The sequence below is a fragment of the Pseudarthrobacter sp. NamE2 genome, assembly GCF_005796205.1.
GTDB lineage: Bacteria > Actinomycetota > Actinomycetes > Actinomycetales > Micrococcaceae > Arthrobacter.
The window spans coordinates 151,706-176,434 of sequence record NZ_VAHN01000008.1 but is presented as its reverse complement, the minus strand read 5'-3'; the positions used below and the strand labels follow the sequence as shown (position 1 = coordinate 176,434).

Here is a 24,729-nt window from a genome sequence, read left to right as displayed (position 1 = left end):
GCCGTGGCGGGCTGGTCCGACGAACGCCCCCGGCCCCGGCGGTCGTAGACGTCCACCGCCCGGCCCTCACCAAGGCCTTCCGCCAGTGCAATCGAAAACGGCCGGCAGATCAGCGCGGTCAGGAAGGCGCCGCCAATCCGCACCACGCGGCGTCCGCCGGGCGCGTCCCCGGTGCCGTAGCTGTACAAAGCCAGCCGGCCGCCGTCGTGCGTTGGAGGAACCGCTCTTTCACCAGCCCATCCTAGGCGGAAGCGGGAATGCCAAGTCCCGGTAAACTTGATGACTGTGACTTCCCAAAACACCCCTGCCCCCAAGAACGCCCCCGAGCCCCTCGACGCCAGCGAGCAGATGCGGATCCGCATGGAGAAGCGCGCCAAACTGATCGAGCGCGGCACCGAGGCGTATCCGGTAGGGGTGGAGCGGACGCACTCCCTGTCCGAGATCCGGGAAAAGTACGCCCACCTTGAAGCGGACGACACCACTGGTGACGTCGTGGGCGTCACCGGCCGAGTGGTGTTCATCCGCAACACGGGCAAGCTCTGCTTCGCAACCCTCCAGGAGGGCGGCACCGACGGCAAGGGGACCCGGCTGCAGGCCATGCTGAGCCTGGCCAACATCGGCGAGGAAGCACTCGCCGACTGGAAGGCGCTGGTGGACCTGGGCGACCACGTGTTCATCAAGGGCGAGGTCATCTCCTCCCGCCGCGGCGAACTGTCCATCATGGCCGACTCCTGGGCCATGGCCTCCAAGGCGCTGCGCCCGCTGCCGGTGCTGCACGCGGAACTGAACGAGGAAACCCGCGTCCGCCAACGCTACGTGGACCTGATGGTCCGTGACGAGGCTCGCGAGATGGTGTACACCCGCGCAGCCATCACCCGCTCCATCCGCGAAACGCTCTTCCGCCACAACTACGTGGAGGTGGAGACGCCCATCCTGCAGCTGGTCCACGGCGGCGCGCTGGCACGCCCGTTCGAAACGCACATGAACGCGTTCGACCAGAAGATGACCCTGCGCATCGCCACCGAGCTGTACCTCAAGCGCGCAGTGGTGGGCGGCATCGACCGTGTCTACGACATGGGCCGCGTATTCCGCAATGAAGGCGTGGACTCCACCCACAGCCCCGAATTCACCACGCTTGAGTGCTACGAGGCATGGGCGGACCAGTTTGTCATGGCCGAGCGGATCAAGGAGATCATCCTGGACGCCGCCGATGCCGTGGGTGCCGGCCGCACCATCCAGGCCGAGGCCGGGGAGATCAACCTCGACGGCGAGTGGGCCTGGCTGGCCGTATATCCGGGACTTTCCGACGCCGTCGGCCAGGAGATCACGCCGGAAACCCCGCTTGAGGTGCTGCGGGAGATTGCTGAAAAGCACGAGGTCAAGGTGGACCCCAAATGGGACGCCGAGAAGCTGGTGGTAGAGCTGTTCGGCGAGATCGTGGAGCCCACGCTGCTGAACCCCACCTTCGTATACGACTACCCGCCGTCGGCCCAGCCGCTGGCCCGCCCGCACCGCGAGGACGGCCGGCTCATCGAGGCCTGGGACCTGATCATCGGCGGCATGGAGCGGGGCACCGCGTTTTCCGAGCTGATCGATCCTGTCATCCAGCGCGAACGCCTCACCGAGCAGTCCATGCACGCCGCTGCCGGCGATGTGGAAGCCATGCAGCTGGACGAGGACTTCCTGCGTGCGCTGGAGTACGGCGCTCCGCCGATGGGCGGCATCGGCCTGGGCATCGACCGCCTGGTCATGCTCTTCACTGGTGCCGGAATCCGGGAAACCATCCTGTTCCCGCTGCTGAAGCCTGAAGGGCACTAGGCATGGAATACGTAGCAGTCCTCCTGCCCTCCCTGGTGGTAGGCCTCCTTTTCTGGTTCGCCATGAAGGCGATTTTCAACGCGGACAAGTCAGAACGGCAGGCAGAGGCCCGCGCCCAGGCGGAAGCCGACGCGCGGGCATCGCAGGCTGGAGAGCTTCCGGCCGCAGAAGCGGAGCCCGCCGACCGCCCTGACCCCGAATCCAAATAGCAAATCCCATAATCTGCTGTGCTCCGGTTATCCCCAGGGAACCATTAGGCGCTTTGACGCGTTGCCATAAAAAGAGTCATACTTTTTAGGGAAACATCCTGCTTTTCTGAAAACCACCCTTTCCAAGAGGAAGTCTTTAAATGGCACAGAAAGTAAACATCATCCTCGTTGATGATCTGGATGGGGGATCCGCAGACGAGAATGTCAAGTTTGGACTTGACGGGGTCAACTATGAGATCGATCTTTCGGCGGCCAACGCCTCCGAACTTCGGTCGTCGCTCGAGCGGTTTATATCAGCTGCACGAAAGGCTTCGGGGGGCGGGCGCAGTACCGCCCGCGCCGCAAAGGCTCCTTCCGGGGGCCGCAGCAACGATTCGGCACAGATCCGGCAATGGGCGCGGGATAACGGTTACACCGTTAACAGCCGCGGCCGAATTCAGGCCGAAATCCAGGAAGCCTACCAAAAGGCAAATTCCTAGGCCCTGCCGCGTGTCACGAAAAAACCCTGCTTCCCGCCACGGCGGAGCAGGGTTTTTGGTTTCGTAACCCTATAATCCGAAGGCCGGGTGCCGCCGTCGCGGTTTTTACCGCGCTTCCCCGCCCGGTGGATTGAATACTCCAAATATGTCCGGACGGCAGCTGGCGCCAGTACGCCGGTACGGGGACGGCATCAACTTCGCGGCACCAACTTTGCGGCCGCCTTTCCGGCCGCTTCCGGAAGCCGCACTTCGGCCGAGGGCACTGCCGGGCCGTTATTCCCGACGCTGCAGGTTTCCCCTGTGGCGAACACGCTCCACAAGTCCGGGCCCGCCACGTAGCATCAAAGTACGTCGTAGCTAGGAGTGTGGCGAAATGTTTGAGCGATTTACGGACCGTGCCCGTCGCGTAGTTGTGCTTGCCCAAGAAGAGGCACGCATGCTGAACCACAATTACATCGGTACCGAACACATCCTCTTGGGTTTGATCCACGAGGGTGAGGGCGTTGCCGCCAAAGCTCTTGAGTCCTTGAGCATTTCGCTCGACGGCGTTCGCGAGCAGGTGCAGGAGATCATTGGCCAGGGCCAGCAGGCGCCCTCCGGCCACATCCCCTTCACGCCCCGTGCCAAGAAGGTGCTGGAGCTCTCGCTGCGCGAGGCCCTGCAGCTCGGCCACAACTACATCGGCACGGAGCACATCCTGCTCGGCCTGATCCGTGAGGGTGAAGGTGTCGCCGCGCAGGTGCTGGTCAAGCTCGGCGCAGACCTCAACCGGGTCCGCCAGCAGGTCATCCAGCTGCTCTCCGGCTACCAGGGGAAGGAAACCACCGGCGCCGGCGCCGGTTCCGGCCAGCCCGAGGGTGCCCCTGCCGGTTCCGTGGTCCTGGACCAGTTCGGCCGCAACCTCACCCAGGCTGCGCGCGAGAACAAGCTGGACCCGGTCATCGGCCGCGAGCAGGAGATGGAACGCGTTATGCAGGTCCTCTCCCGCCGCACCAAGAACAACCCCGTCCTTATCGGCGAGCCCGGCGTCGGCAAGACGGCCGTCGTCGAAGGCCTGGCCCAGGCGATCGTCCGCGGCGACGTCCCCGAGACCATCAAGGACAAGCAGCTCTACACCCTGGACCTCGGCTCCCTGGTGGCAGGCTCCCGCTACCGCGGTGACTTCGAAGAGCGCCTGAAGAAGGTCCTCAAGGAGATCCGCACCCGCGGCGACATCATCCTGTTCATCGACGAGATCCACACCCTGGTGGGTGCCGGTGCCGCAGAAGGCGCCATCGACGCAGCATCCATCCTGAAGCCGATGCTGGCCCGCGGCGAGCTGCAGACCATCGGTGCCACCACGCTGGACGAGTACCGCAAGCACATCGAGAAGGACGCCGCGCTGGAGCGCCGCTTCCAGCCGATCCAGGTCAAGGAACCCTCCGTGGCGCACGCCATCGAGATCCTCAAGGGCCTGCGTGACCGCTACGAGGCGCACCACCGCGTCACCATCACCGACGGCGCCCTGGCCTCTGCTGCCAGCCTCGCCGAGCGCTACATCTCGGACCGCTTCCTCCCGGACAAGGCGATCGACCTGATCGACGAGGCCGGCGCACGGCTGCGCATCCGCCGCATGACCGCTCCGCCGGAGCTGAAGGCCATGGACGAGCGCATCGCCAAGCTGAAGATGGAGAAGGAATCCGCCATCGATGCCCAGGACTTTGAAGGTGCCGCTGCGCTCCGCGACAAGGAGCAGAAGATGATTTCCGAGCGGTCGGAGAAGGAGCGTCACTGGAAGTCCGGCGGCATGGACGACATCTCCGAGGTGGATGAGGACCTCATCGCCGAGGTGCTGGCCAACTCCACCGGCATCCCCGTGTTCAAGCTGACCGAGGAAGAGTCCTCGCGCCTGCTGAAAATGGAAGAGGAACTGCACAAGCGCGTCGTCGGCCAGAACGAGGCCATCAAGGCACTGTCCCAGGCGATCCGCCGCACCCGTGCAGGGCTCAAGGACCCCAAGCGTCCCGGCGGCTCGTTCATCTTCGCCGGCCCCACCGGCGTCGGCAAGACCGAGCTCGCCAAGGCACTCGCTGAGTTCCTGTTCGGCGAAGAGGACGCCCTTATCACCCTGGACATGTCCGAATACTCCGAGAAGCACACCGTCTCGCGGCTGTTCGGTGCCCCTCCAGGCTATGTGGGCTACGAAGAGGGTGGCCAGCTGACCGAGAAGGTCCGCCGCCGTCCGTTCTCCGTGGTGCTGTTCGACGAGGTGGAGAAGGCCCACGCGGACCTCTTCAACTCGCTGTTGCAGATCCTGGAAGACGGCCGCTTGACCGACTCCCAGGGCCGTGTGGTGGACTTCAAAAACACCGTGATCATCATGACCACCAACCTGGGTACCCGGGACATCTCCAAGAGCGTTGCCACCGGCTTCCAGTCTGGCACCGACACGCAGACCGGCTACAACCGCATGCGTGCCCGTGTGACCGAGGAACTCAAGCAGCACTTCCGGCCCGAGTTCCTGAACCGTGTGGATGACGTAGTGGTGTTCCCGCAGCTCACCCAGGACGAGATCATCGAGATCGTGGACCTGTTCGTCACCCGCCTGGAGAAGCGCCTCAAGGACAAGGACATGGGCATCGAGCTCACGCCCGCCGCCAAGGTGCTGCTGGCAACCCGCGGCTATGATCCCGCCATGGGTGCCCGGCCCCTGCGCCGCACCATCCAGCGCGAGATTGAGGACCAGCTCTCCGAGAAGATCCTCTTTGGCGACATCCACCCCGGCGACATCGTCGTGGTGGACGTGGAAGGCGAAGGCGACGACGCAAAGTTCACCTTCGCCGGCAACGCGAAGCCCCGCATCCCGGAGATCGCGCCGAGCGTCTAAGTGCAATACCGATGGCCCCGCCAGCTCCCAGAGCCGGCGGGGCTTTCGCTTGCCCCCGGCAGGACGGTCTGCCCTTTCCTGGCGCAGCGGTCCGGTTCGAGTCGTGTGGCTGCTGTGTTCCGGGACACAAACCGTGTTGAATCAGGGGCATGGCTAATCAGAATCCGGCGATCCCGGACGAGCAACCACAGACCCCTTTCCACGACCTCGACCACTACCTGTCCATCCCGCGGGTAAGCGGCCTGAGCCTCAGCCCCGACGGGGCCCGCCTGGTCACCACCGTCAGCACCCTGAACGGCAAAGGAACCGAGTTCGCCACTGCTTTGTGGGAACTGGACCCAGCCGGGCAGAAGCACGCCCGGCGCATCACCCGCAGCGCCAAGGGCGAAGCCGGTGCCGCCTTCGCCGCTAACGGCGACGTCTACTTCACATCCGCGCGCCCGGACCCGGACAGCCCGGAAGAGGACCCGGTCGGCGCCCTCTGGCTGCTTCCTGCCGACGGCGGGGAAGCCCGCGTAGTGCTCAGCCGGTCAGGAGGCGTCGGCGGGGTGTTCACTGCCAGGAACGCGGACGCGGCGTTCGTGACCGCTGAGGTCCTGGCCGGCTCCACCGATGAGGAGGACGACGCCCAGCGCCGGAAAGCCCGCAAGGACAAAAGGGTCTCCGCCATCCTGCACAGCGAGTACCCGGTGCGGTACTGGGACGCCGACCTTGGCCCCGGCCAGCCGCGTATTTTCGCCGTGGAACCGGGGGAAGACGAGGCGCCGGGCAAGCCTGCCACTGTTGACGTCATCCCGCCGCTGGTCCTGCGGAACCTCACGCCCGACGTCGGACCCAGGCTCAGGGAAGCGGAGACGGTGGTCAGCCCCGACGGCCGGACCATCTACACGAGCCTCACCAAGCCGTTGGCCAGGGCGGACAGCCGGTCCATCCTGGTATCCGTGGATGTGGCCTCCGGCAGCACAAAAGTCCTCCTGGACCGGCCGGGCATGAGCTACTTCCCCGGCCCCGTCAGCCCCGACGGCCGCACGCTGGTGGTAGTGAGCGAGAGCGATTCCACACCGCACCGCGCGCCGGAGGTGAAGCTTCACCTGCTGAGCCTTGTGGACCCGGCAGATGAGGGCAACGGCCTGCAGCCCCTGGCGCACCACTGGGACCGCTGGGCAAAACCAGCGGCATGGCTTCCGGACGGTTCCGCCCTCCTCGTTACAGCGGACGACGATGGTGCGTCGCCCCTTTTCCGGATCAGCATTCCGGCTGCTTCCGCTGAAGCAGGCGTCACCCGGGTCACGGCCGACGTTGCGGCCTACACCGACGTCGTGGTTTCCTCTGAGGGCCGCACTGCCTACGCCCTGCGCAGCTCCTACGAGTTTCCGCCCGAAGCGGTACGCATCGATCTGCTGACCGGAGAAGTGACCCGGCTTCCGGCGCCAGCGGAACGGCCGGCGTACCCCGGCCGGCTGGAACGCATCGCGGCAACTGGCCCGGACGGTGCCCGGGTGCCGGCCTACCTTGCCCTGCCCGAGCGTGCATTGGCAAAGAAGCCGGCCCCGTTGCTCCTGTGGATCCACGGCGGACCGCTTGGATCGTGGAATGCCTGGACGTGGCGGTGGAACCCATGGCTCCTCACGGCCAGGGGCTACGCAGTGCTCCTGCCGGACCCGGCGCTGTCCACAGGCTACGGCCAGGCCAACATCCAGCGCGGCTGGGGCTCATGGGGCAAAGCACCGTTCACGGACCTGATGGCCGTGACCGACGCGGCCGTGGAAAGGCCTGATATTGACGCGGACCGGACGGCCGCAATGGGAGGCTCCTTCGGCGGCTACATGGCCAACTGGGTGGCCGGGCAGACGGACCGCTTCAAGGCCATCGTCACCCACGCCAGCCTATGGGACCTGGACCAGTTCGGCCCCACCACCGACGCCTCACAGTACTGGCTGAAGGAAATGACAGAAGACATGGCGTTGAACAACTCGCCGCACCTCCACGTGGAAAAGATCAAAACACCCATGCTGGTCATCCACGGCGACAAGGACTACCGGGTGCCCATCGGCGAAGGCCTGCGGCTCTGGTACGAACTGCTGTCCAAGTCCGGGCTCGCCGCGGACCAGGACGGCCGGACACTGCACCGGTTTCTGTACTTCCCCGACGAGAACCACTGGGTACTCCAGCCGCAGCACGCGAAGGTCTGGTACCAGGTCGTAGAGTCCTTCCTGGCCCGCAACGTCCTGGGTGAGGAGGTCGCACTGCCGGCCGAGCTGGGGCTGTAATCCTTGTCTTGTGTTTCCTTGGCTGGCTTCAGCGGCGGATATCAGAATTTACCGGCGCCTGCTCCTTCGTCGCTTTGACGGCGCCTACATAAATCCCTGATACCCGCCACCTCCTGCCTCTCCCACCCACTACAGGTGTCCCGGCTTGCTACTGCACTGTCTCCTGCCCGAAGCGCTGGCGGGCGTATTTTAGGTGGAAGTAGAGGTAGCAGGCTGCTACGAAGGGGATGCCGAAGTAGAGGGCCGTGGCTTGGGTGGGATCGAAGCCTATGCCTACCAGGGAGATGACGCAGAGCAGGAACGCGGCGATGGGCAGCAGGGGAAACAGCGGCGCCTTGTAGGCCAGGTCCTCATTGCGGCCGCCGTTTTTCAGGAAAGCCCGGCGGTGGAAGAAGTGTGATGCCGTGATGGACATCCAGACGCCCACTGTTGCGAAGCCCGCAATGGATACCAGCACCAGGTACACCGTGGTTGGAGCAACAATACTGCTGACCAGCGACGCCAGTCCGCCCAGCATGCTCACGCACAAAGCAGCCATGGGAATTCCCCGCTTTGTCAGTTTGCCCAGCGCTTTCGGTGCATGCCCCTCGTCAGCAAGTGAAAAAAGCATTCGGGCGCAGGAGAACAAACCACAGTTGCCGGCGGACAGCAGCGCGGTGATGATGACGAAATTCATGATGTCGGCCGCGTAGGGAATTCCCAGCTGGGAAAAAACGGTGACGAAGGGGCTTTCCTGCAGGGAAGCGTCCCCGTACGGGACAGTACCGGCAATTACGGCGATGGCGCCCACAAAGAAAATCAGGAGGCGGATTACAGTGGTGCGCATGGCCTTGGGGATATTCACGGCCGGATTTGAGGTTTCCCCTGCCGCCACACCAATAAGCTCCGAACCGGAAAAGGCGTAAAAGACGGCAAGCGTGGTGATCAGGACTCCCGTAATGCCGTTGGGAAACAGGCCCTCCGACGTCATCAGGTTCTCACCGAGGGCCGGAAAGTCCTCCTGGGCAAGGGGATGGAAACCCAACAGCGCAGCGCCGCCCAAAACGATAAGTCCGACGACGGCGCTCACTTTGATCAGCGCAAACCAAAACTCCGACTCACCAAAGACCCGCGAAGAAATGGCGTTCAGGGTGAACAGGATCGCCGCAAAAAGCAAGCACCAAATCCACACATCCACCTCCGGGAACCAGCGCTGCATGAGGAGCCCGGCAGCCGTGAATTCCGAGCCGAGGGCAACAGCCCAGCACAGCCAGTAAAGCCAGGCAGTGGCAAACCCGGTAGCGGGACCAATAGACCTGGCAGCGTAGATATGGAAGGCTCCGGACACCGGATAGGCCACGGCCAGCTCACCCAGACAGGCCATCACCATGTAAACCACGGCCGCCCCGATGAGATAGGCGATGATCGCCCCCAGCGGTCCGGCCTGGGCGATGGTGTAGCCCGAGCTGAGGAAAAGCCCGGAGCCGATGACTCCTCCCATCGCGATCATCACGAGGTGGCGGGCCTCCATGGAGCGCCGCAGGCCCCGTTTCCCGTGTTGTTGTTCCTGCATGTCCGTGGTCAGCGTGGGGGAGCCTAATGCCATGTTTCCTCCGGGGTAGGATCTCATTCCTCCGTCGACGGTGACGGGGGTAACAGCGGCAACACTGCTGGTCAGCGGCCTGCGGCTGCAAACTGGTCCGTCGCTCACAGGGAAAGTCTGGGCAGTCACCACCCGTTTCTGGCGCTAAGCGTAAGCAGCGCTTCGACTTACCTTGTTTATGAAGGACCTTTGGCTGCCAGCGGGGCAGGCAGCCAAATTGCACCGCCTGGGGCGGCGTGCCACGCCTAGAGGACCCGGATCATCCGGGTGTTGCCAAGGGTGTTTGGCTTGACCCGGGCCAAATCCAGGAACTCCGCGACGCCCTCGTCGTGTGAGCGCAGGAGCTCTGAGTACACCACCGGATCCACTACCGACTGGTCCGCCATGACCTCAAAGCCGTGGCGCTTGAAGAAGTCAACTTCAAAGGTGAGGCAGAAGACCCGCGCGACTCCCAGGGCCCGGGCTTCTTCCAGGAGGTTCTCCACCAGCACGTGGCCCACGCCTTTGCCGCGCCATTCTTCGGAAGCGGCCAAGGTGCGAACTTCCGCCAGGTCTTCCCACATGACGTGCAGCGCCCCGCAGCCGATGACCTCGCCGTCGGCAGACTCCGCGATCCGGAACTCCTGCAGGCTCTCGTAGTAGGCCACCGTCTCCTTCGCCATCAGGATCCGCTGCTCAGCCAGCGGCGCCACCAATTTCTTAATGGCGGAAACATCGGGGGTGCGGGCAGGCCGGACATGGAAGGAGTCAGTCACAGGCCCATCCTAGTTCTCGCCCTGCCGGGCCACGGACACGGCGGTGGGAGGGGCAGCCGGATAACGCCCAATTTTTGGGGTCTTCCCGTCCATCCATTCGATGGATAAACTGGGCGATACTGGTCGTGCCATGGCCGGTTGACTGCACGGAGATCGACATGTTGCGGGCGGAAGCCCACTTGACCGCGGCCTCGACGTCGTCAGCGTTGACGGAAGCCAGGACAAGGTCCGGGGCAGGCAAAGGGACAGTCATTGGGGGCTGTCCCTTTGCTGTATCCGCTCCCACCAGCGGAAACCTACCGGATCCGCCCGCCCCGGTAGTAGGGTCGGAAGGACATCCTTCAGGAGCAAGCCAGGAGCACTGCCATGAAGAAACTCATCAATGATCCCCGGTCTGTCGTTGCGGAATCCGTCCAGGGCTTCGGCCTGGCACACGCAAACCTCGTGACCGTCAGCGAAGATCCCATCTACATCACGCGCAAGGACGCGCCGGTCAGCGGAAAGGTAGGGCTGGTGTCCGGCGGGGGCAGCGGCCACGAACCCCTGCACGCGGGCTTCGTAGGGCAGGGAATGCTCGACGCCGCCGTGCCGGGGGCCGTCTTCACCTCACCTACGCCGGACCAGATCCTTCCCGCAACCCTTGCAGTCAACTCAGGCGCCGGCGTCGTGCATATCGTCAAAAACTACACAGGCGACGTTCTCAACTTCGAGACCGCGGCGGAGCTCGCGGAAGCGGAAGGCGTGAGTGTCCGGACCGTCCTGGTCAACGACGACGTCGCGGTCGAGGATTCGCTGTACACCGCCGGCCGACGCGGGGTGGGCGGAACGGTGCTCGTGGAAAAGATTGCCGGCGCCGCCGCCGAACGCGGGGACGGCCTTGACGCCGTGGCAAGCATCGCCGAGCGGGTCAATGCCGGCGTCCGCACCATGGGGGTGGCGCTTTCCGCCTGCACCGTCCCGCATGCAGGCTCGCCAAGCTTCGACCTCGGCGAGGATGAGATCGAGATCGGCATCGGCATCCATGGAGAGCCGGGCCGGCACCGGATACCGCTCGAAAACGCGGACGGCATCACGGACCGGTTGCTGGAACCGGTTCTCGCCGACCTGAAAGTCACCGCCGGTGACAAGGTGCTGCTCTTCGTCAACGGGATGGGCGGCACGCCGCTGAGCGAGCTTTATATCGTGTACCGCCGCGCTGCGCAGGTACTGGCCGGCCAGGGAGCAACGGTGGAACGCTCGCTGGTGGGCAACTACATCACGTCCCTGGAGATGCAGGGCTGCTCCATTTCGGTCCTCCGGCTCGACGATGAGCTGGCGGAACTGTGGGATGCGCCGGTCCACACGGCGGCCCTCCACTGGGGCGTGTAGCCGTGGCGCTGGATGTCAACTGGGCCGTAAAGTGGCTGACCCTGTCCGCGCAGGCCATGGCTGAACACCGGACGGAACTGATTGAGCTGGACCGTGCCATCGGTGATTCGGACCACGGCGAGAACATGGACCGCGGCTTCCAGGCTGTCGTGGACAAGCTGGCCGAAACGCCGCCGGAGACGCCGGGTGCTGCGTTGAAGCTGACGGCCATGACCCTGATGTCGAAAGTGGGCGGTGCGGCGGGGCCGCTGTACGGTACCGCCTTTCTGCGTGCGGCCGCTTCGCTCGGCGACGCCGCGGAAATCGACCCGGCGGCCCTGGCGGCGGCGCTGGCCGCCGCGAGGGACGGCATCGTTGCCAGGGGCCAGGCCGAACCCGGGGACAAAACCATGGTGGACGCCTGGACACCGGCGGTGGAAGCAGCCAGGGCCGCCGCAGATGCCGGGGGCACTGACACCCTCAGCGTCCTGGTTGCCGCCGCCGAAGCCGCGGAAGCCGGAGCTGTGGCCACCGATCCGCTGGTGGCCCGGAAAGGCCGGGCCAGCTACCTGGGAGAACGGAGCGCCGGACACCGCGACCCGGGGGCGGCCTCCAGCGCGCTGATCCTTCGGGCGGCAGTAGGGGCGGCTGCGTGACAGTCAGCATCGTGGTGGTCTCGCACAGCGAAAAGATTGCCGACGGCGCCGCGGAGCTTGCCGCCCAGATGGCACCTGACGTCGTGATCCGGGCGGCCGGGGGCACCACCGACGGCAGGATCGGCACCAGCCTGGAAAAGGTGCTCGCCGCCCTGGAGCAGGCCTCCGGTTCCGACGGAACGGTGGTCCTCACCGACCTCGGCTCTGCGGTGATGACAGCCGAATCCGCCCTTGAGTTTGCCGGGGACGCCGCCGGGGTGCTGCTGGCCGACGCTCCCCTGGTGGAGGGGGTGGTGGCGGCCTCCGTCGCCGCCCAAGGCGGAGCCGACGTGCAGGCGGTAAAGCGGGCGGCTGAATCCGTCCGCGGCCCCGCCCAGCAGCCCGGGCCGCCTCCGCAGGAGGTCCCGGAAGGCCCGGCCACCGGCGAGGGCCCGGCGTTCACCGGGGACTTCGAGCTCATCAATGAGGCGGGCATGCATGCACGTCCGGCCGCCAAGATTGCCGGCGGACTGTCCTCCCTTGACGCCGAAGTCCTCGTCAACGGCGTGGACGGCACTTCCATGACCGCACTGATGATGCTGGCCGCCGGCAAGGGAGCCGTGCTCCACGTCGAGGCCCGCGGGGTGGACGCAGAGCGGGCCGTGAACTATGTGGGCGGGCTGGTGCAGGCCGGCTTCGGCGAGCCTTAGTGGCCTGATCCGGACCCTGCGGTGTGTTCCGGACTGCTTTGTCCGCCCCTGGGAATAAGCTCGAACCCATGGAACGGCAGGACCTCGAAGACAACTCCCCAATTGAAGTGCTGGACGGGCAGCTGTCGGTGGAGGAACTCCTTGCTGACCTGGGCTTCGAGTGGCGGCCGAAGCCTCCCCCTTCCGGTGCCGCGGAAGCACCGGCCACGGACATTTTCGGTCAGCCTGCACTGTTCTGAACCGGCCGTTCAGGTCCGTTCGCGCAGGCCTGAACTTTCCAGCGTCACGCCTGCGCTAAGGAACTTGCCGCATTGTTCGCCGAACGGGTAGTCAGCCCTGGGGCGGAATTCCACCGTGTGCACGGGCAGCGGGGCCCCGTCCCTGCCGGCGCCGGAGGACGTTACCGTCAAGGTCGCTTCCGTCAGGGTATCCAGCATGAGCATTCCCACTTTGGTGCCGTTCGGGGAGGCGGTGGCGGAGCACACTCCGTCCGGCGTGCAGCCCTGGTCAATGGAGTCGCTTCCCGGACGCAGCTCGACGAAGTCCTCCTTGCACGTTCCGTCCTGGCAGGCTTTCAGCCGGAGGGAGCCGACCTGCGGTGCGTAGTCCTCCGGAACCGTGACGGAGACTGCGGTCGCCTGGGCTATGGCCGGGCAGGCAACTGCCGCCGGTCCGCATCCGGCGAGTCCCGTCGTCGTCATCAATGCCAGAAGCAGCCCCGGCGTGCGCATACTTCAGCGTAGGACTGCCAAAGGCAGCGCCGTGCCCGCGACGGGGAAGTGACAGCGGCATTGTTATGGCGCCGGTGCTGCTGACGGTCAAAAGGAGACCGTTGCGTATTCAGGCAGGAAGCCGGTAGCCGCCGTCGTGCAGTTCCGCCAGGCCGTCCGCCAGTAGCCCGTTGAGGGCCCGCTCCAGCTGCTCCGGCGGCGGATTCAGCCGGTGCAGGGCGGCCAGCGGCACGCCGATTCCTTCCGGGGCGAAGCCCAGGTCGGCCGGCTCGTGATGGAACATTTCGGCTGGTACGGGAGCCTCGGCCAGCCGCAGCACTGCCACCACGGCGCCGCGGACCTGCCGGTCGGTGCCGTGCCACGCCTGGCCCTTGGGAACGTACGACGGCGGCGGCTCGCCTGCCGCCAGCCAGGCACAGGAGTCCCGCACCGGGCAGGCGGAACATTTGGGCGCCCGGGCGGTGCACACCAGCGCGCCCAGTTCCATGACCGCGGCGTTCCAGCGCACGGAGGCTACGCGGTCCGCCGGCAGCAGCGAGGCCGCCAGGCGCATCTCGGCGGCAGTCAGGGCGGGCGCGGGCAGTGCTGTCCCGGCAATAAGCCGCGCGTGGACCCGCCGGATGTTGGTGTCCACCACGCTTTCCCGGCGGCCGTAGGCGAACGCCGCCACAGCCGCTGCCGTATAGCTTCCAACGCCGGGCAATGCCAGCAGTTCGGCGTAATTGTCCGGCACTTTGCCGCCGTGCTCCCCGGTAATGGCGACGGCGGCGGCATGCAGGCGGAGCGCGCGGCGGGGATATCCCAGCCGGCCCCAGGAACGCACGGCTTCCCCTGCGGGTTCACCCGCCAGGCCGGCGGGCGTGGGCCAGCGCTTGAGCCATTCGTGCCAGACGGGCAGCACCCGGACAACAGGGGTCTGCTGCAGCATGATCTCGCTGACCAACACCCCCCACGGGGAGCAAGCAGCTTCGCGCCAGGGCAGGTCGCGGGCGGTTTCCGCGAACCAGTCATTGATTGTGGCGTGCAGCTGCTGCAGTTCTGTGGCACCCGGCAGGATACCGGGCGAAGCTGGAGGGGGAGTCTTGGTGTCGATCCCAACACTGTAATAGATGGGTTTCCCGAGGCGTAAAACGGGATGTGACCAGCGCCTTGCCGGTCGGGCGGCGTGGTGGCAGTGAAGAATCCGGACCGTTCCCTAGCCTAGAAGGATGGGCAGGGAAGGTATTTCATCAGCACGCGGCAAGGCATCGGCATCCGGCTCCAGCAGCGTCCGGAAGCCCAGCCCTGCCGTTTACCGGCGGCGCCGTCTGGCTGTTGGCGGAGCATTGTTGATGCTCGTTGCCCTGGTGGTGGGCGGGTTTGCGGTGGCCGGCGCCTTCGGCGGCGGTTCGGAACAGGCCTCCTCCACGGACGCGACAAGCAGCGCCACCGCCTCCCCGGCTCCCGGCACGTCCACCACCGCCACGGCCACCGCCACGCCCACGCCGACTCCGTCCGCCACGCCCACCTGCAACCAGAACCTGGTGACGGTCTCGGCCTCGACCGACAAGGCCGCCTACGGACCCGAGGAGAATCCCCTGCTGACCTTGAAGGTCACCAATGGCGGGACTGCCCCCTGCCAGGTCAACATCGGCACATCGCAGATGGAATTCCTGGTCACGAGCGGCCCGGACCGTGTTTTCTCGTCCCGGGACTGCCAGACGTCCGGCGAGGACCTGGTGAAGGTCATCGCTCCCGGCGCCAGTGAAACGGCCAACTTCCCGTGGCAGCGGAACCGGACAGTGGAGGGCTGTTCGGTGGTGGATGCCAAACCCGGAGGGGGCGGGGCTTACTACATCTTCACGGCCAAGCTCGGTTCCAAGGCCAGCCCGAAGGCAGTCTTCCAGCTGCACTAAGGCCTGCAGGGAGGCTGATGGACGAGCGGCTACAGGAAGCGGTCCAGCAGGCTCGCTTCCGCCATCCGGCTCAGGCCCTCGCGGACGGTCCTGGCCCGCTGGTCGCCGATGCCGTCGACGGTCATGAGGTCGTCGATGGTGGCGGCCATCAGGAACTGCAGTCCGCCGAAGTGGTCCACCAGCCTGTCCGCCACGGCCTTGGGAACGGCCTTCAGCCCGGACAGGAGGCGGTAGCCGCGGGGCTGGACGACGGCGTCGAGGTTGGCTTCGCCGCCGGCAAACCCCACGATCCCGGAGATCTTGCCGAGGTCGATCAGCTCGGTGGAGCCCAGGTTGTTGAGCGCGCTCACGGCCTGCTCGATGTCCTCAGGAGAGGCATCGGGGCTGGCGTAATCCCGGATGATGACGTCGCTGCCCGGGCCCCGGCCCACCGTCAGTTCGTCGAGCTGCAGGGACAACAGGCGGCCGTCTTCGCCCAGTTCCAGGACGTACTGCGAGATCTCCTCCGAGATCCGCCGGACCATCTCCTGCCGCTGAAGGGTGACAGCCACGTCCCTGACTGTCACCATAGCCTCGATCTCGAGGGCGGACAGCGAACTGGTGACCTGGTCAAGGCGCGAGCGGTAGCGTTCGAGTGTGGCGAGGGCCTGGTTTGCGCGTGCCAGGACTTTTTCCGAGCCCTCCAGCACATGCCGCAGTCCGTTCACGTACAGGGCGATGATCTGCATGGACTGGCTGACCGAAATGACCGGAACGCCGGTCTGGATCGCAACGCGCTCGGCGGTGCGGTGCCGGGTGCCTGACTCCTGCGTCTCGATGCTGGAATCCGGCACAAGCTGGACGGCGGCCCGGAGGATGTTGCCGGCGTCCCTGTCGCAGATGATGGCACCGTCCATCTTGGCCAGCTCACGAAGCCGCGTGGGGGAGAAGTCGATGCCGATATCGAAGCCGCCGGAGCAGATGGAGTCCACGGTGCGGTCCGAACCAAGGACGATCAGGGCGCCGGTCCGTCCGCGGAGGATGCGTTCCAGGCCGTCCCGAAGGGGTGTTCCGGGTGCCACCCTGCCGAGAGTCGCCCGCAGTTGTTCCTCGGGGCTCCGCGCCATAGGTCTTTCCCTTCAAAGCTGCGGAACGGTGCCCGCAAGAATGCCGGCATTCACGGTTGGCCGGCAGGATCAAAAAGTACTCAGTTTCCCGCAAGCACAATGATAGGGGTAACAACCACCAACTTCCGCACGGGCAAGCCCCAAAGTACCCCGCCAGGGGGTGCCGGAAAGTGCTGCTGAACCGTCCTGGCGGCTGGACGTCGAACAGGTATTTTTCGCCGGTCAGCGCAGCGGCGTGATGGTCCGTGTGGCACTGTCCCAGAGCCGGGCTCCGCTGCACTGGCCTTGCAGGCGCAGGTCCAGTACGTCCATGGCCGGTCCCAGCAGCCCCGCCGGAACGCGCCGGGCGAGGGTGACATGGGGAGTCCAGGCGCCGGGCCTGGTCAGCGGCAGGGCTTCCGGGATGCCGGAGTGGAGGCGGGTGTGCAGCTGGAGGAGGGGGCCTGTGACCACCACCGACCGGGCGAGGACAAACTTGCCCGGTCCCGCCGGAAACAGCTGTGCGCCGGAGAACTCCACGTCAAGGGGCAGCAGCTGCCACAGGCCGTCCAGGTCCGCAGGCAGCCGGAGCCCGGGCCCCGCCGCGAGGGTGATGTGCGGGCTGTTGCTGGGGGCCGTGTGCCCCGCCAGGCTGGGGACGCCGGCCGCTGCCAGCCGGGACCAGTCGGCCCGGATGGTGGAATCGGTGAAGCCGTCGAAGACCAGCTCGATGCTGCGCATGGACACATCATGCCGTTACCCCGGCCGGAGGTGCGAAACTAGCGTGCGCGCTCCCGGAGCATGCGCTCCAGGTCCCTGCTGACCTGCGCGAGCGATGCTGCGCGCAAAGCCTTCAGTTCGGCTGCTGTCTGGGTCCCGTTGCTGGACATGCCGGAAACCGGGTGGCCGGAGACACGCTCCTGCTTCAACGCGGGCTCCAGGCCGGGGGACAGGGGGTCGAAAAACAACTTGCCGGACTTCGTCATGCGCCCAAGGTAGCGGCGGCCCGTTTCGCGGTTTTGAACCGCTGGTTTCACCGGTGTTAAGCGGAACCGGCCACCGGACCGGCGGCCGGTTTGCGGCCCTGCGATAAACTTGGAACTTGGCTGTCCGCCAGCCGTCACCGGCCCCGCGCCGCCAAGCCCTCGAACGGTGCGCTGGAAAGCAGTACTTCGAAGTCCGGCGCACGGGCAGTCCCAACCGCAGCGAAAGTAGCACCGTGTCCCAAGATGTCCTGACCCCCGCCCGGGTCTCTGCCATTCACAAAGAAGCGAACCGGCGTCGTACCTTTGCTGTCATCTCCCACCCGGACGCCGGCAAGTCCACGCTGACGGAAGCGCTTGCCCTGCACGCCAAGGTGATCGGCACCGCCGGCGCGTCCAGCGGCAAGGCGAACCGCAAGGAAACCGTTTCGGACTGGATGCAGATGGAAAAGGACCGCGGCATCTCCATCAGCTCGGCGGCGCTGCAGTTCTCCTACCGGGACACCGTCATCAACCTGTTGGACACCCCCGGCCACGCCGACTTCTCCGAGGACACCTACCGCGTGCTGGCCGCGGTGGACTGCGCCGTGATGCTCGTGGACGCCGCCAAGGGCCTGGAAACCCAGACCATGAAACTGTTTGAGGTCTGCAAGCAGCGCAACCTCCCCATCATCACCGTCATCAACAAGTGGGACCGTCCCGGGTTGGACGCCCTGGCCCTGATGGACGAGATCACCGAACGCACCGGCCTGCAGCCCATGCCGCTCACCTGGGCCGTGGGCATTTCCGGTGACTTCCGCGGCGTCTGGGATCTCCGTAACGACCGCTTTGCCAGGTTCGAGCGCAACAACGCCGGTGCGCAGATTGCCCTCACCCAATACTTCAGCCCGGAGGAAGCAGCGCAGGACCAGGGAAGCAACTGGTCCGACGCCGTGGACGAGGCCGGCCTGGTGATCGAGTCCAACCTCGCGTTCAACGTCAACGCCTTCCATGAAGGCAAGGCCACGCCCATCCTGTTCAGCTCGGCAGCGCTCAACTTCGGCGTCAAGGAGCTGTTAGACGCGCTCGTGGACTTCGCGCCGCCGGCAGCGCCCCGCCCGGACGTGGACGGCAATCCGCGGCCGGTCGAGTCGCCGTTCTCCGGCTTCGTGTTCAAGGTGCAGGCCGGCATGAACAAGGCCCACCGGGACCACGTGGCCTTTATCCGCGTCTGCTCCGGCGTCTTTGAGCGCGGCATGGTGGTCACCCAGACGCGCACGGGCAAGTCCTTCGCCACGAAATACGCCCAGCAGGTGTTTGGCCGGGAGCGCGAAGTGATCGACGAGGCTTACCCGGGCGACGTTGTGGGACTGGTGAACGCGTCCTCGCTGCGCGTCGGCGACAGCCTCTTCCTGGAGCAGCCGGTGGAATACCCCGCCATTCCGCTGTTCGCGCCCGAACACTTCCAGGTGGCGCGGTCCAAGGATCCCAGCAAGTTCAAGCAGTTCCGCCGCGGCATTGAGCAGCTCGAGCACGAGGGCGTCATCCAGGTGCTCCGCTCCGACGTCCGCGGTGACCAGGCGCCGGTGCTTGCAGCCGTCGGGCCCATGCAGTTCGAGGTGGTGGAGGACCGCATGGCCCACGACTTCAGCGCCCCGATGCGCCTGGAACGCCTGCCCTATTCGATGGCGAGGATTACGACGGCGGACGCCATGCCCGCGCTGGCCAACGTACCGGGCGCCGAGGTGCTTTTGCGGTCCGACGGCGAATACCTCGCCCTGTTCAACGACATCTGGGCGCTGCGGCGGATCGAAAAGAACCACCCGGACCTCACGCTCGTACCCATCGGCACCCACAACCCCGCAAAGTAGGGCTCCATGAACAAAACCCAGCCCCGTGCCGTGGTGACCGGCGCCGGCACCATCAACCCGCTCGGCTCCTCGGTGGCCGAAACCTGGGCCGCCCTGGTAGCCGGAAAATCAGGCATTGCCGCGCTGAACGCAGATTGGGCGGAGCAGCTTCCGGTGAAGATCGCCGGCCAGGCCCCAGCTGACCTTTCCGGCCACCTCAGCACACGGGAGATCAAGCGGATGGACCGCTGCGGCCAGCTTGCCCTGATCGCAGCCCGCGAGGCCTGGGCACAGGCAGGAACTCCCGAGGTGGACCCCGAGCGCTTCGCCGTGGTGATCGGCTCCGCATACGGCGGCCTCGGTTCCACCATTGAACAGGACCGCGCCCTGGCCGAATCCGGTCCGCGCAAGGTGTCACCGCACACCCTGACCCGGCTCATGGTGAACGGGCCCGCGGCCTGGGTGTCCATTGACCTGGGCGCCCGCGGCGGCGCCCGCACTCCGGTGAGCGCGTGTGCTTCCGGGGCTGAGGCGATTGTCCAGGCGGCGGAGATGATCCGCTCAGGTGCTGCCGACGTCGTTATTGCCGGCGGCGTGGACGCCTCCGTCAACGATTTGGTGATTACCGGTTTCTCCCAAATCCGGGCACTATCCACCCGCGAAGGCAACCCGAAGGGTGCCTCGCGCCCGTTCGACGGCGGCCGGGACGGCTTTGTGCTGTCCGAGGGCGCCGGCATGGTGGTGCTGGAGAGCGGAGAGCACGCCCGCGCCCGCGGCGCCGCCGTGCTTGGGTCCGTAGCCGGGGGAGCGGTGACCTCGGACGCCAACGACATTGTGGCAGCGGACCCCGTGATGCAGCGGCGCGTGATGCAGAAGGCGCTGGACTCCGCCGGAATGACACCGGCGGACATCGGGTTCGTCCACGCCCACGCCACCTCGACGCCCGTGGGGGACCGGCTCGAGGGCCAGGCCATCAACGCCATCTTCGGCGCAGGCATCCCGGTGACCTCAACCAAGGGGCACACGGGTCACCTGCTGGGCGGCGCCGGGGCGCTCGCCGCCGTCGTGGTCCTCCAGGCCCTGCGCGCCGGCAAGCTCCCCGGCACGCTCAACGTGGACGCGTTGGACCCTGAGCTGGAGCTCAACGTCATCACGGAGGACGCGCACGACCTTCCGGCGGACTCGGCCCGGGCCGGCCTGGTCAACGCGTTCGGTTTTGGCGGCCACAGCGTCGCCCTGGTGATCGCCGGGGAGTAGAGGCACACCGGAACTGGAGGGGTACCTGCCCGGCAGGAGGACGCTTGCTCGGATTGTTGAACAATCCGATTCCTTGAGGCATGATGATGAAAGCTCCAACCTGAGACGAGGGTCACATGCCTTTCATCGATCTGAACAGCGACGTCGGAGAATCCTTCGGCAACTGGACCATGGGCGATGACGCCGCCGTCTTCCGTTCCGTCACCAGCGCCAACGTGGCCTGCGGTTTCCACGCCGGCGATCCCACCACGATCGCCCGCACCTGCCGTGACGCCGTGGCGGCCGGCGTCACCATCGGCGCGCACGTGGGTTACCGTGACCTCGCAGGCTTCGGCCGCCGCTTCCTGGACTGCTCGGCAACGGAACTCGCGGATGACGTGCTCTATCAGCTGGGCGCGCTGCAGGCCCTTGCCCGCGCGGCCGGTGCCGACGTCCGGTACGTCAAACCCCACGGCGCGCTCTACAACACCATCGTTCATCATGGGGTCCATGCCCAGGCCGTGGTGGACGCCGTGCACGCGTTCAACCCGGGCCTTCCGCTGCTGCTCCTGCCGGGATCCGTGGCCGCTGACAAGGCAGCCGCCAAAGGGCTGACCGCCCTCTCCGAGGCCTTCGCGGACCGCGCCTACAACCCCGACGGCACTCTGGTATCCCGCCGCGAGGAAGGCGCCGTGCTGCACGACCACAAGGCCATCACCGGGAACATGGTCCGGCTGGCCACCGAAGGGACCATCATCGCCCGCGACGGGTCGCCCCTGAAGGTCCGGGCGGACAGCATCTGCGTGCATGGCGATACGCCTGGCGCCGTGGCCATGGCCGGGGCCGTCCGTACCGGACTCGAGGACGCAGGCGTCACCGTGCGGAGCTTTGCATGAGCATCACCGGCCTCCGCTGGGCCGGCCCCCGCGCCGTGCTGGTGGAGCTGGACAACCTCGCCTCGGTCCTCGCGCTGCACCACCGGCTGCAGGCGGAGCCCCTTCCCGGCCAGGTGGATGCCATTGCCGGCGCCGCCACCGTCCTGGTCCGGTTCGCCTCCCGCTTCCACACCGGCGCGGCGCGGGAACTGATCCCGCACCTCGACCTGGCCGTCCGCGGGCGCGCCGCCGGCAGCGAGGTCACCATCGAGGTGGTGTACGACGGCGAGGACCTCGCCGAGGTGGGCCGGCTCACCGGGCTGGGCGCCGACGGAGTTGTTGCAGCGCATACCGGCCAGGTGTGGACGGGAGCCTTTGGCGGCTTCGCCCCCGGCTTCACCTACCTGGTGGGCGAAAACGACTTGCTGCACGTGCCGCGGCGCAGTTCGCCGCGTACGGCGGTGCCCGCCGGTTCGGTTGCCCTCGGTGGAGCCTTTTCCGCCGTGTACCCACGGCAGTCGCCCGGCGGGTGGCAGCTGCTGGGCCACACAGGTGCGGTGATGTGGGACCTGGACCGGGAGCCGCCCGCGCTGGTGCGTCCCGGCGACACCGTCCGCTACGTCGCGGTGCGGGAGTCCGTGGTGGTGCAGCCCGCGCGGGACACGTCAGAAAGAACCGCAGAACAAACTCGGCCTGCCGGGGTTTCAGGTCTTGTGGTGGAGGCAAACGGGCTGCAGTCCCTGGTGCAGGACCTGGGCCGGCCTGGTTTCGGGGACCTGGGAGTCTCCGTGTCCGGGGCAGCCGACCACCGCTCCACCCGGCAGGCTAACCGGCTGGTGGGCAACCAGCCGGGGGCCGCCGTCGTCGAGAACCTGCTTGGCGGGCTCGCCGTCCGGGCCCAGGAAGACCAGGTGCTGGCCGTGGCTGGCGCACACGCACCCCTCGAAATCCGCGACGGCGCCCGGACGCTCCTGCGCCGCCCGGCAATGTTCGCGCCGTTCGCACTGCTCGACGGCGAGACCCTCACCATCGGTGCCCCGGACACTGGCGTGCGCAGCTACCTTGCGGTGCGCGGCGGCGTGGACGTTGCACCGGTCCTTGGCAGCCGCTCCAGCGACTCCATGTCCGGCATCGGACCCGCCCCGCTGTCCGCGGGGATGTTCCTGCCGGTCGCCCCCGTCAGCGGCGTCCACCCCGTGGGCATCCCGGAGGACGGGATAGCCGGGGCCGGGACAACCACCATCCTTCGGGTCACCCTCGGCCCCCGTGATGACTGGTTCGACGCCGAAGGGATCAGACTCCTCTCCGGCCAGCAGTGGCGGGTCACCGAACAGTCCAACCGGATTGGCGTCAGGCTCGCCCCGCCGGCGGAAGGCACTGCGCTGCATCGCACCCGGGAAGGCGAGCTGCCCAGCGAAGGTGCCGTGGCCGGTGCCCTCCAGGTCCCGCCCAACGGACACCCGGTGCTGTTCCTGGCCGACCACCCCGTAACCGGCGGCTACCCGGTGATTGCCGTCGTCGTACCCGAAGACCTGCCCGCCGCGGCACAACTGCCTCCCGGGCAGCAGGTGGCGTTCACCGTCGTCAATCCCCGGACCCTGGCCAGGCTCAACCAGGACAACCTCCTCGAATTCGGCGGAAGCAGCACCGCTCCTGAAGGAAGCCAGCCATGAAAAAAGTCCTGCTCGCCAACCGCGGGGAAATCGCCGTGCGGATCGCCCGGGCCTGTTCCGATTCCGGCCTGCAGTCCGTGGCCGTCTACTCCGACCCGGACGCCGACGCCCTGCATGTCCGCTTCGCCGACGAGGCCTACGCCCTGGGCGGGACCTCCAGCGCCGAAACGTACCTCGACATCGCCAAGCTGCTGGACGTTGCCCGCCGCTCGGGCGCGGACGCCGTCCACCCCGGCTACGGCTTCCTGTCCGAAAATGCGGACTTCGCGCAGGCCGTGCTCGACGCCGGCATCACCTGGGTGGGCCCGTCCCCGGAGTCCATCCGCGCGCTGGGAAACAAGGTGACGGCCCGCGGGATCGCCGTCCGCGCGGGCGCGCCGCTGGTGCCGGGCAGCGACGGCCCGGTGACCAACGCCGAGGAGGTTCTGGCCTTTGCCCGCGGGTACGGGCTGCCCGTTGCCATCAAGGCGGCCTATGGCGGCGGCGGCCGAGGACTCAAGGTGGCGCGGCGGATCGAGGACGTGGAAGATGCCTTCGAGTCCGCGGTCCGCGAGTCCACGGTGGCGTTCGGCCGCGGCGAGTGCTTCGTGGAGCGCTTCCTGGACCAGCCTCGGCACGTCGAGGCGCAGGTCCTCGCGGACACCCACGGCAATGTTGTGGTGGTGGGCACCCGGGACTGCTCGCTGCAGCGGCGCAACCAGAAGCTCGTGGAGGAGGCTCCCGCACCGTTCCTCACCGCGGAGCAGCGCTCCCTGATCCACGAATCCGCAAAGGCCATCTGCCGCGAGGCGGACTACCACGGTGCCGGAACGGTCGAATTCCTGGTGGGCAAGGACGGGATCATCTCCTTCCTTGAGGTCAACACGCGCCTCCAGGTGGAGCACCCCATCACCGAAGAGACCTCGGGCGTGGACCTGGTGCGGGAGCAGTTCCGCATCGCCGCCGGTGCCACGCTGGACCTGACCACCGACCCTGAGCCCCGCGGCCACGCCATCGAATTCCGGCTCAACGCCGAGGACCCGGCCCGCGGCTTCCTGCCCTGCCCCGGCACTGTTGAAGCGTTCGAGCCGCCCACCGGCGCCGGTATCCGCGTGGATTCCGGCGTTCGCACCGGGTCCGTGGTCCCGGGCGAGTACGACTCCCTGCTGGCCAAGCTGATCGTCCACGGCGAGGACCGGCTGCAGGCGCTGCGCCGGGCCGCAGCCGCCTTGGAGGAAATGCGGATTGTTGGGCTGCCCACGGTCCTGCCGTTCCACCGGGCCGTGGTCCGGCACCCGGCGTTCACGGCCGAAGAGGGCCTGGGCGTGCACACCACCTGGATCGAAACCGAATTTGCCGAACAGCTCGCGGCTTCGCCGGAAATCGCCCGCACCCAGCCGGGTGCCGCCAGGAGGACCCTCACGGTGGAAGTGGACGGCAAAGCCGTGCAGCTCGGGCTCCCGGAAAAGTTTTACGAGGCGCTCCTTCGCGGAGGCGGCGCCGGGGCCGCTGCTGCGGTGGCAGCGGCGGAACAGGATGACGCCGGGCTCGCCTCGCCGATGTCCGGTTCGCTGGTCAAGTGGGTTGCTGAAGACGGTGCTGAGGTGGAGGCCGGTCAGACAGTGGCCGTGCTCGAAGCCATGAAAATGGAAACCCCGGTAGCCGCGCACCGGAGCGGCACCCTGGCGCGGGGCCCGCAGGAGCCGGGCACCGCCGTCGGACGCGGTGACGTCCTCTGCCGCATCACCTGAGTCGGGCAACGGGGCAGGCAG

General features: G+C 66.8%; 22 protein-coding genes and 1 pseudogene. 15 read left to right on the top strand and 8 right to left on the bottom strand.

The genetic code is table 11. The features are described 5' to 3' along the window. Positions 1-8 precede the first annotated feature (8 nt). A pseudogene (locus tag FDW83_RS19520) lies at positions 9-188 on the bottom strand (alpha/beta hydrolase); the annotation flags it as partial. Positions 189-279: 91 nt separating this feature from the next. Here FDW83_RS19520 and lysS point away from each other — a divergent pair. From lysS to FDW83_RS11575, 5 genes are all read left to right on the top strand, one after another. Continuing rightward, positions 280-1,818 carry a lysine--tRNA ligase gene (lysS, locus tag FDW83_RS11595; RefSeq protein ID WP_138138239.1) on the top strand — a complete coding sequence of 513 codons (1,539 nt, stop codon included), beginning with the start codon at positions 280-282 and terminating at the stop codon, positions 1,816-1,818. Positions 1,819-1,820: 2 nt separating this feature from the next. Then, complete coding sequence (locus FDW83_RS11590) at positions 1,821-2,027, top strand: hypothetical protein (RefSeq protein ID WP_138138238.1); 207 nt, start codon at positions 1,821-1,823, stop codon at positions 2,025-2,027. 140 nt (positions 2,028-2,167) lie between these two features. Further along, the gene (locus FDW83_RS11585; RefSeq protein ID WP_138138237.1) at positions 2,168-2,506 is read left to right on the top strand and encodes an Lsr2 family protein; all 339 of its coding nucleotides are present in this window, start codon (positions 2,168-2,170) and stop codon (positions 2,504-2,506) included. Between the two features lie 373 nt (positions 2,507-2,879). After that, complete coding sequence (locus FDW83_RS11580; RefSeq protein WP_138138236.1) at positions 2,880-5,372, top strand: ATP-dependent Clp protease ATP-binding subunit; 2,493 nt, start codon at positions 2,880-2,882, stop codon at positions 5,370-5,372. Between the two features lie 149 nt (positions 5,373-5,521). Further along, positions 5,522-7,642 (top strand): S9 family peptidase, encoded by a 2,121-nt coding sequence (locus FDW83_RS11575; RefSeq protein WP_138138235.1) that lies wholly within the window; start codon positions 5,522-5,524, stop codon positions 7,640-7,642. A 148-nt stretch (positions 7,643-7,790) separates the two neighbouring features. Here the strand turns inward: FDW83_RS11575 and FDW83_RS11570 are convergent, their stop codons facing one another. Further along, entirely contained in the window at positions 7,791-9,227 is a 1,437-nt protein-coding gene (locus tag FDW83_RS11570) for an amino acid permease (RefSeq protein ID WP_240720962.1), read from the bottom strand. Positions 9,228-9,469: 242 nt separating this feature from the next. After that, positions 9,470-9,979, bottom strand: a complete 510-nt coding sequence (locus tag FDW83_RS11565; RefSeq protein WP_138138234.1) for an amino-acid N-acetyltransferase — start codon at positions 9,977-9,979, stop codon at positions 9,470-9,472. A gap of 366 nt (positions 9,980-10,345) precedes the next feature. Between FDW83_RS11565 and dhaK the strand changes: the two genes are divergently transcribed. The 4 genes from dhaK to FDW83_RS19175 all read left to right on the top strand — a co-directional run bounded on the left by dhaK (position 10,346) and on the right by FDW83_RS19175 (position 12,910). Beyond that, positions 10,346-11,347 carry a dihydroxyacetone kinase subunit DhaK gene (dhaK, locus tag FDW83_RS11560; RefSeq protein WP_138138233.1) on the top strand — a complete coding sequence of 334 codons (1,002 nt, stop codon included), beginning with the start codon at positions 10,346-10,348 and terminating at the stop codon, positions 11,345-11,347. A gap of 2 nt (positions 11,348-11,349) precedes the next feature. After that, positions 11,350-11,982 (top strand): dihydroxyacetone kinase subunit DhaL, encoded by a 633-nt coding sequence (dhaL, locus tag FDW83_RS11555; RefSeq protein ID WP_138138232.1) that lies wholly within the window; start codon positions 11,350-11,352, stop codon positions 11,980-11,982. Next, entirely contained in the window at positions 11,979-12,671 is a 693-nt protein-coding gene (dhaM, locus tag FDW83_RS11550) for a dihydroxyacetone kinase phosphoryl donor subunit DhaM (RefSeq protein ID WP_138138231.1), read from the top strand. Before dhaL ends, dhaM begins: the two co-directional genes overlap by 4 nt. Before the next feature lie 68 nt (positions 12,672-12,739). Continuing rightward, positions 12,740-12,910 (top strand): hypothetical protein, encoded by a 171-nt coding sequence (locus tag FDW83_RS19175; RefSeq protein WP_171027539.1) that lies wholly within the window; start codon positions 12,740-12,742, stop codon positions 12,908-12,910. A 9-nt stretch (positions 12,911-12,919) separates the two neighbouring features. On the opposite strand, the gene FDW83_RS11545 is transcribed toward FDW83_RS19175, so the two are convergent. Together FDW83_RS11545 and FDW83_RS11540 are read right to left on the bottom strand one after the other, a co-directional pair. Beyond that, complete coding sequence (locus tag FDW83_RS11545) at positions 12,920-13,402, bottom strand: hypothetical protein (RefSeq protein WP_138138230.1); 483 nt, start codon at positions 13,400-13,402, stop codon at positions 12,920-12,922. A gap of 109 nt (positions 13,403-13,511) precedes the next feature. Further along, complete coding sequence (locus FDW83_RS11540; protein ID WP_240720960.1) at positions 13,512-14,348, bottom strand: A/G-specific adenine glycosylase; 837 nt, start codon at positions 14,346-14,348, stop codon at positions 13,512-13,514. Between the two features lie 262 nt (positions 14,349-14,610). On the opposite strand from FDW83_RS11540, the gene FDW83_RS11535 reads away from it, so the two are divergent. Continuing rightward, a complete protein-coding gene (locus FDW83_RS11535) occupies positions 14,611-15,297 on the top strand; it encodes a hypothetical protein (protein ID WP_138138228.1) in 687 nt (228 codons plus the stop codon). A gap of 29 nt (positions 15,298-15,326) precedes the next feature. On the opposite strand, the gene disA is transcribed toward FDW83_RS11535, so the two are convergent. The 3 genes from disA to FDW83_RS11520 form a co-directional block, all read right to left on the bottom strand. Continuing rightward, positions 15,327-16,403 (bottom strand): DNA integrity scanning diadenylate cyclase DisA, encoded by a 1,077-nt coding sequence (disA, locus tag FDW83_RS11530; RefSeq protein WP_138138227.1) that lies wholly within the window; start codon positions 16,401-16,403, stop codon positions 15,327-15,329. 222 nt (positions 16,404-16,625) lie between these two features. Next, the gene (locus FDW83_RS11525; protein WP_138138226.1) at positions 16,626-17,123 is read right to left on the bottom strand and encodes a 2'-5' RNA ligase family protein; all 498 of its coding nucleotides are present in this window, start codon (positions 17,121-17,123) and stop codon (positions 16,626-16,628) included. A gap of 38 nt (positions 17,124-17,161) precedes the next feature. Continuing rightward, positions 17,162-17,368, bottom strand: coding sequence for a hypothetical protein (locus FDW83_RS11520; protein ID WP_138138225.1), 207 nt, complete (start codon positions 17,366-17,368; stop codon positions 17,162-17,164). A gap of 233 nt (positions 17,369-17,601) precedes the next feature. Between FDW83_RS11520 and FDW83_RS11515 the strand changes: the two genes are divergently transcribed. The 5 genes from FDW83_RS11515 to FDW83_RS11495 all read left to right on the top strand — a co-directional run bounded on the left by FDW83_RS11515 (position 17,602) and on the right by FDW83_RS11495 (position 24,708). Then, positions 17,602-19,215: a peptide chain release factor 3 gene (locus tag FDW83_RS11515; protein ID WP_138138224.1), complete on the top strand. Its 1,614-nt coding sequence runs from the start codon at positions 17,602-17,604 to the stop codon at positions 19,213-19,215. 6 nt (positions 19,216-19,221) lie between these two features. After that, the gene (locus tag FDW83_RS11510) at positions 19,222-20,451 is read left to right on the top strand and encodes a beta-ketoacyl synthase (protein ID WP_138138223.1); all 1,230 of its coding nucleotides are present in this window, start codon (positions 19,222-19,224) and stop codon (positions 20,449-20,451) included. A 116-nt stretch (positions 20,452-20,567) separates the two neighbouring features. Next, positions 20,568-21,326, top strand: a complete 759-nt coding sequence (locus tag FDW83_RS11505; protein WP_138138222.1) for a LamB/YcsF family protein — start codon at positions 20,568-20,570, stop codon at positions 21,324-21,326. Next, complete coding sequence (locus FDW83_RS11500) at positions 21,323-22,978, top strand: 5-oxoprolinase/urea amidolyase family protein (RefSeq protein ID WP_138138221.1); 1,656 nt, start codon at positions 21,323-21,325, stop codon at positions 22,976-22,978. Before FDW83_RS11505 ends, FDW83_RS11500 begins: the two co-directional genes overlap by 4 nt. Further along, the gene (locus FDW83_RS11495; RefSeq protein ID WP_138138220.1) at positions 22,975-24,708 is read left to right on the top strand and encodes a biotin carboxylase N-terminal domain-containing protein; all 1,734 of its coding nucleotides are present in this window, start codon (positions 22,975-22,977) and stop codon (positions 24,706-24,708) included. Before FDW83_RS11500 ends, FDW83_RS11495 begins: the two co-directional genes overlap by 4 nt. Positions 24,709-24,729: the final 21 nt, after the last annotated feature.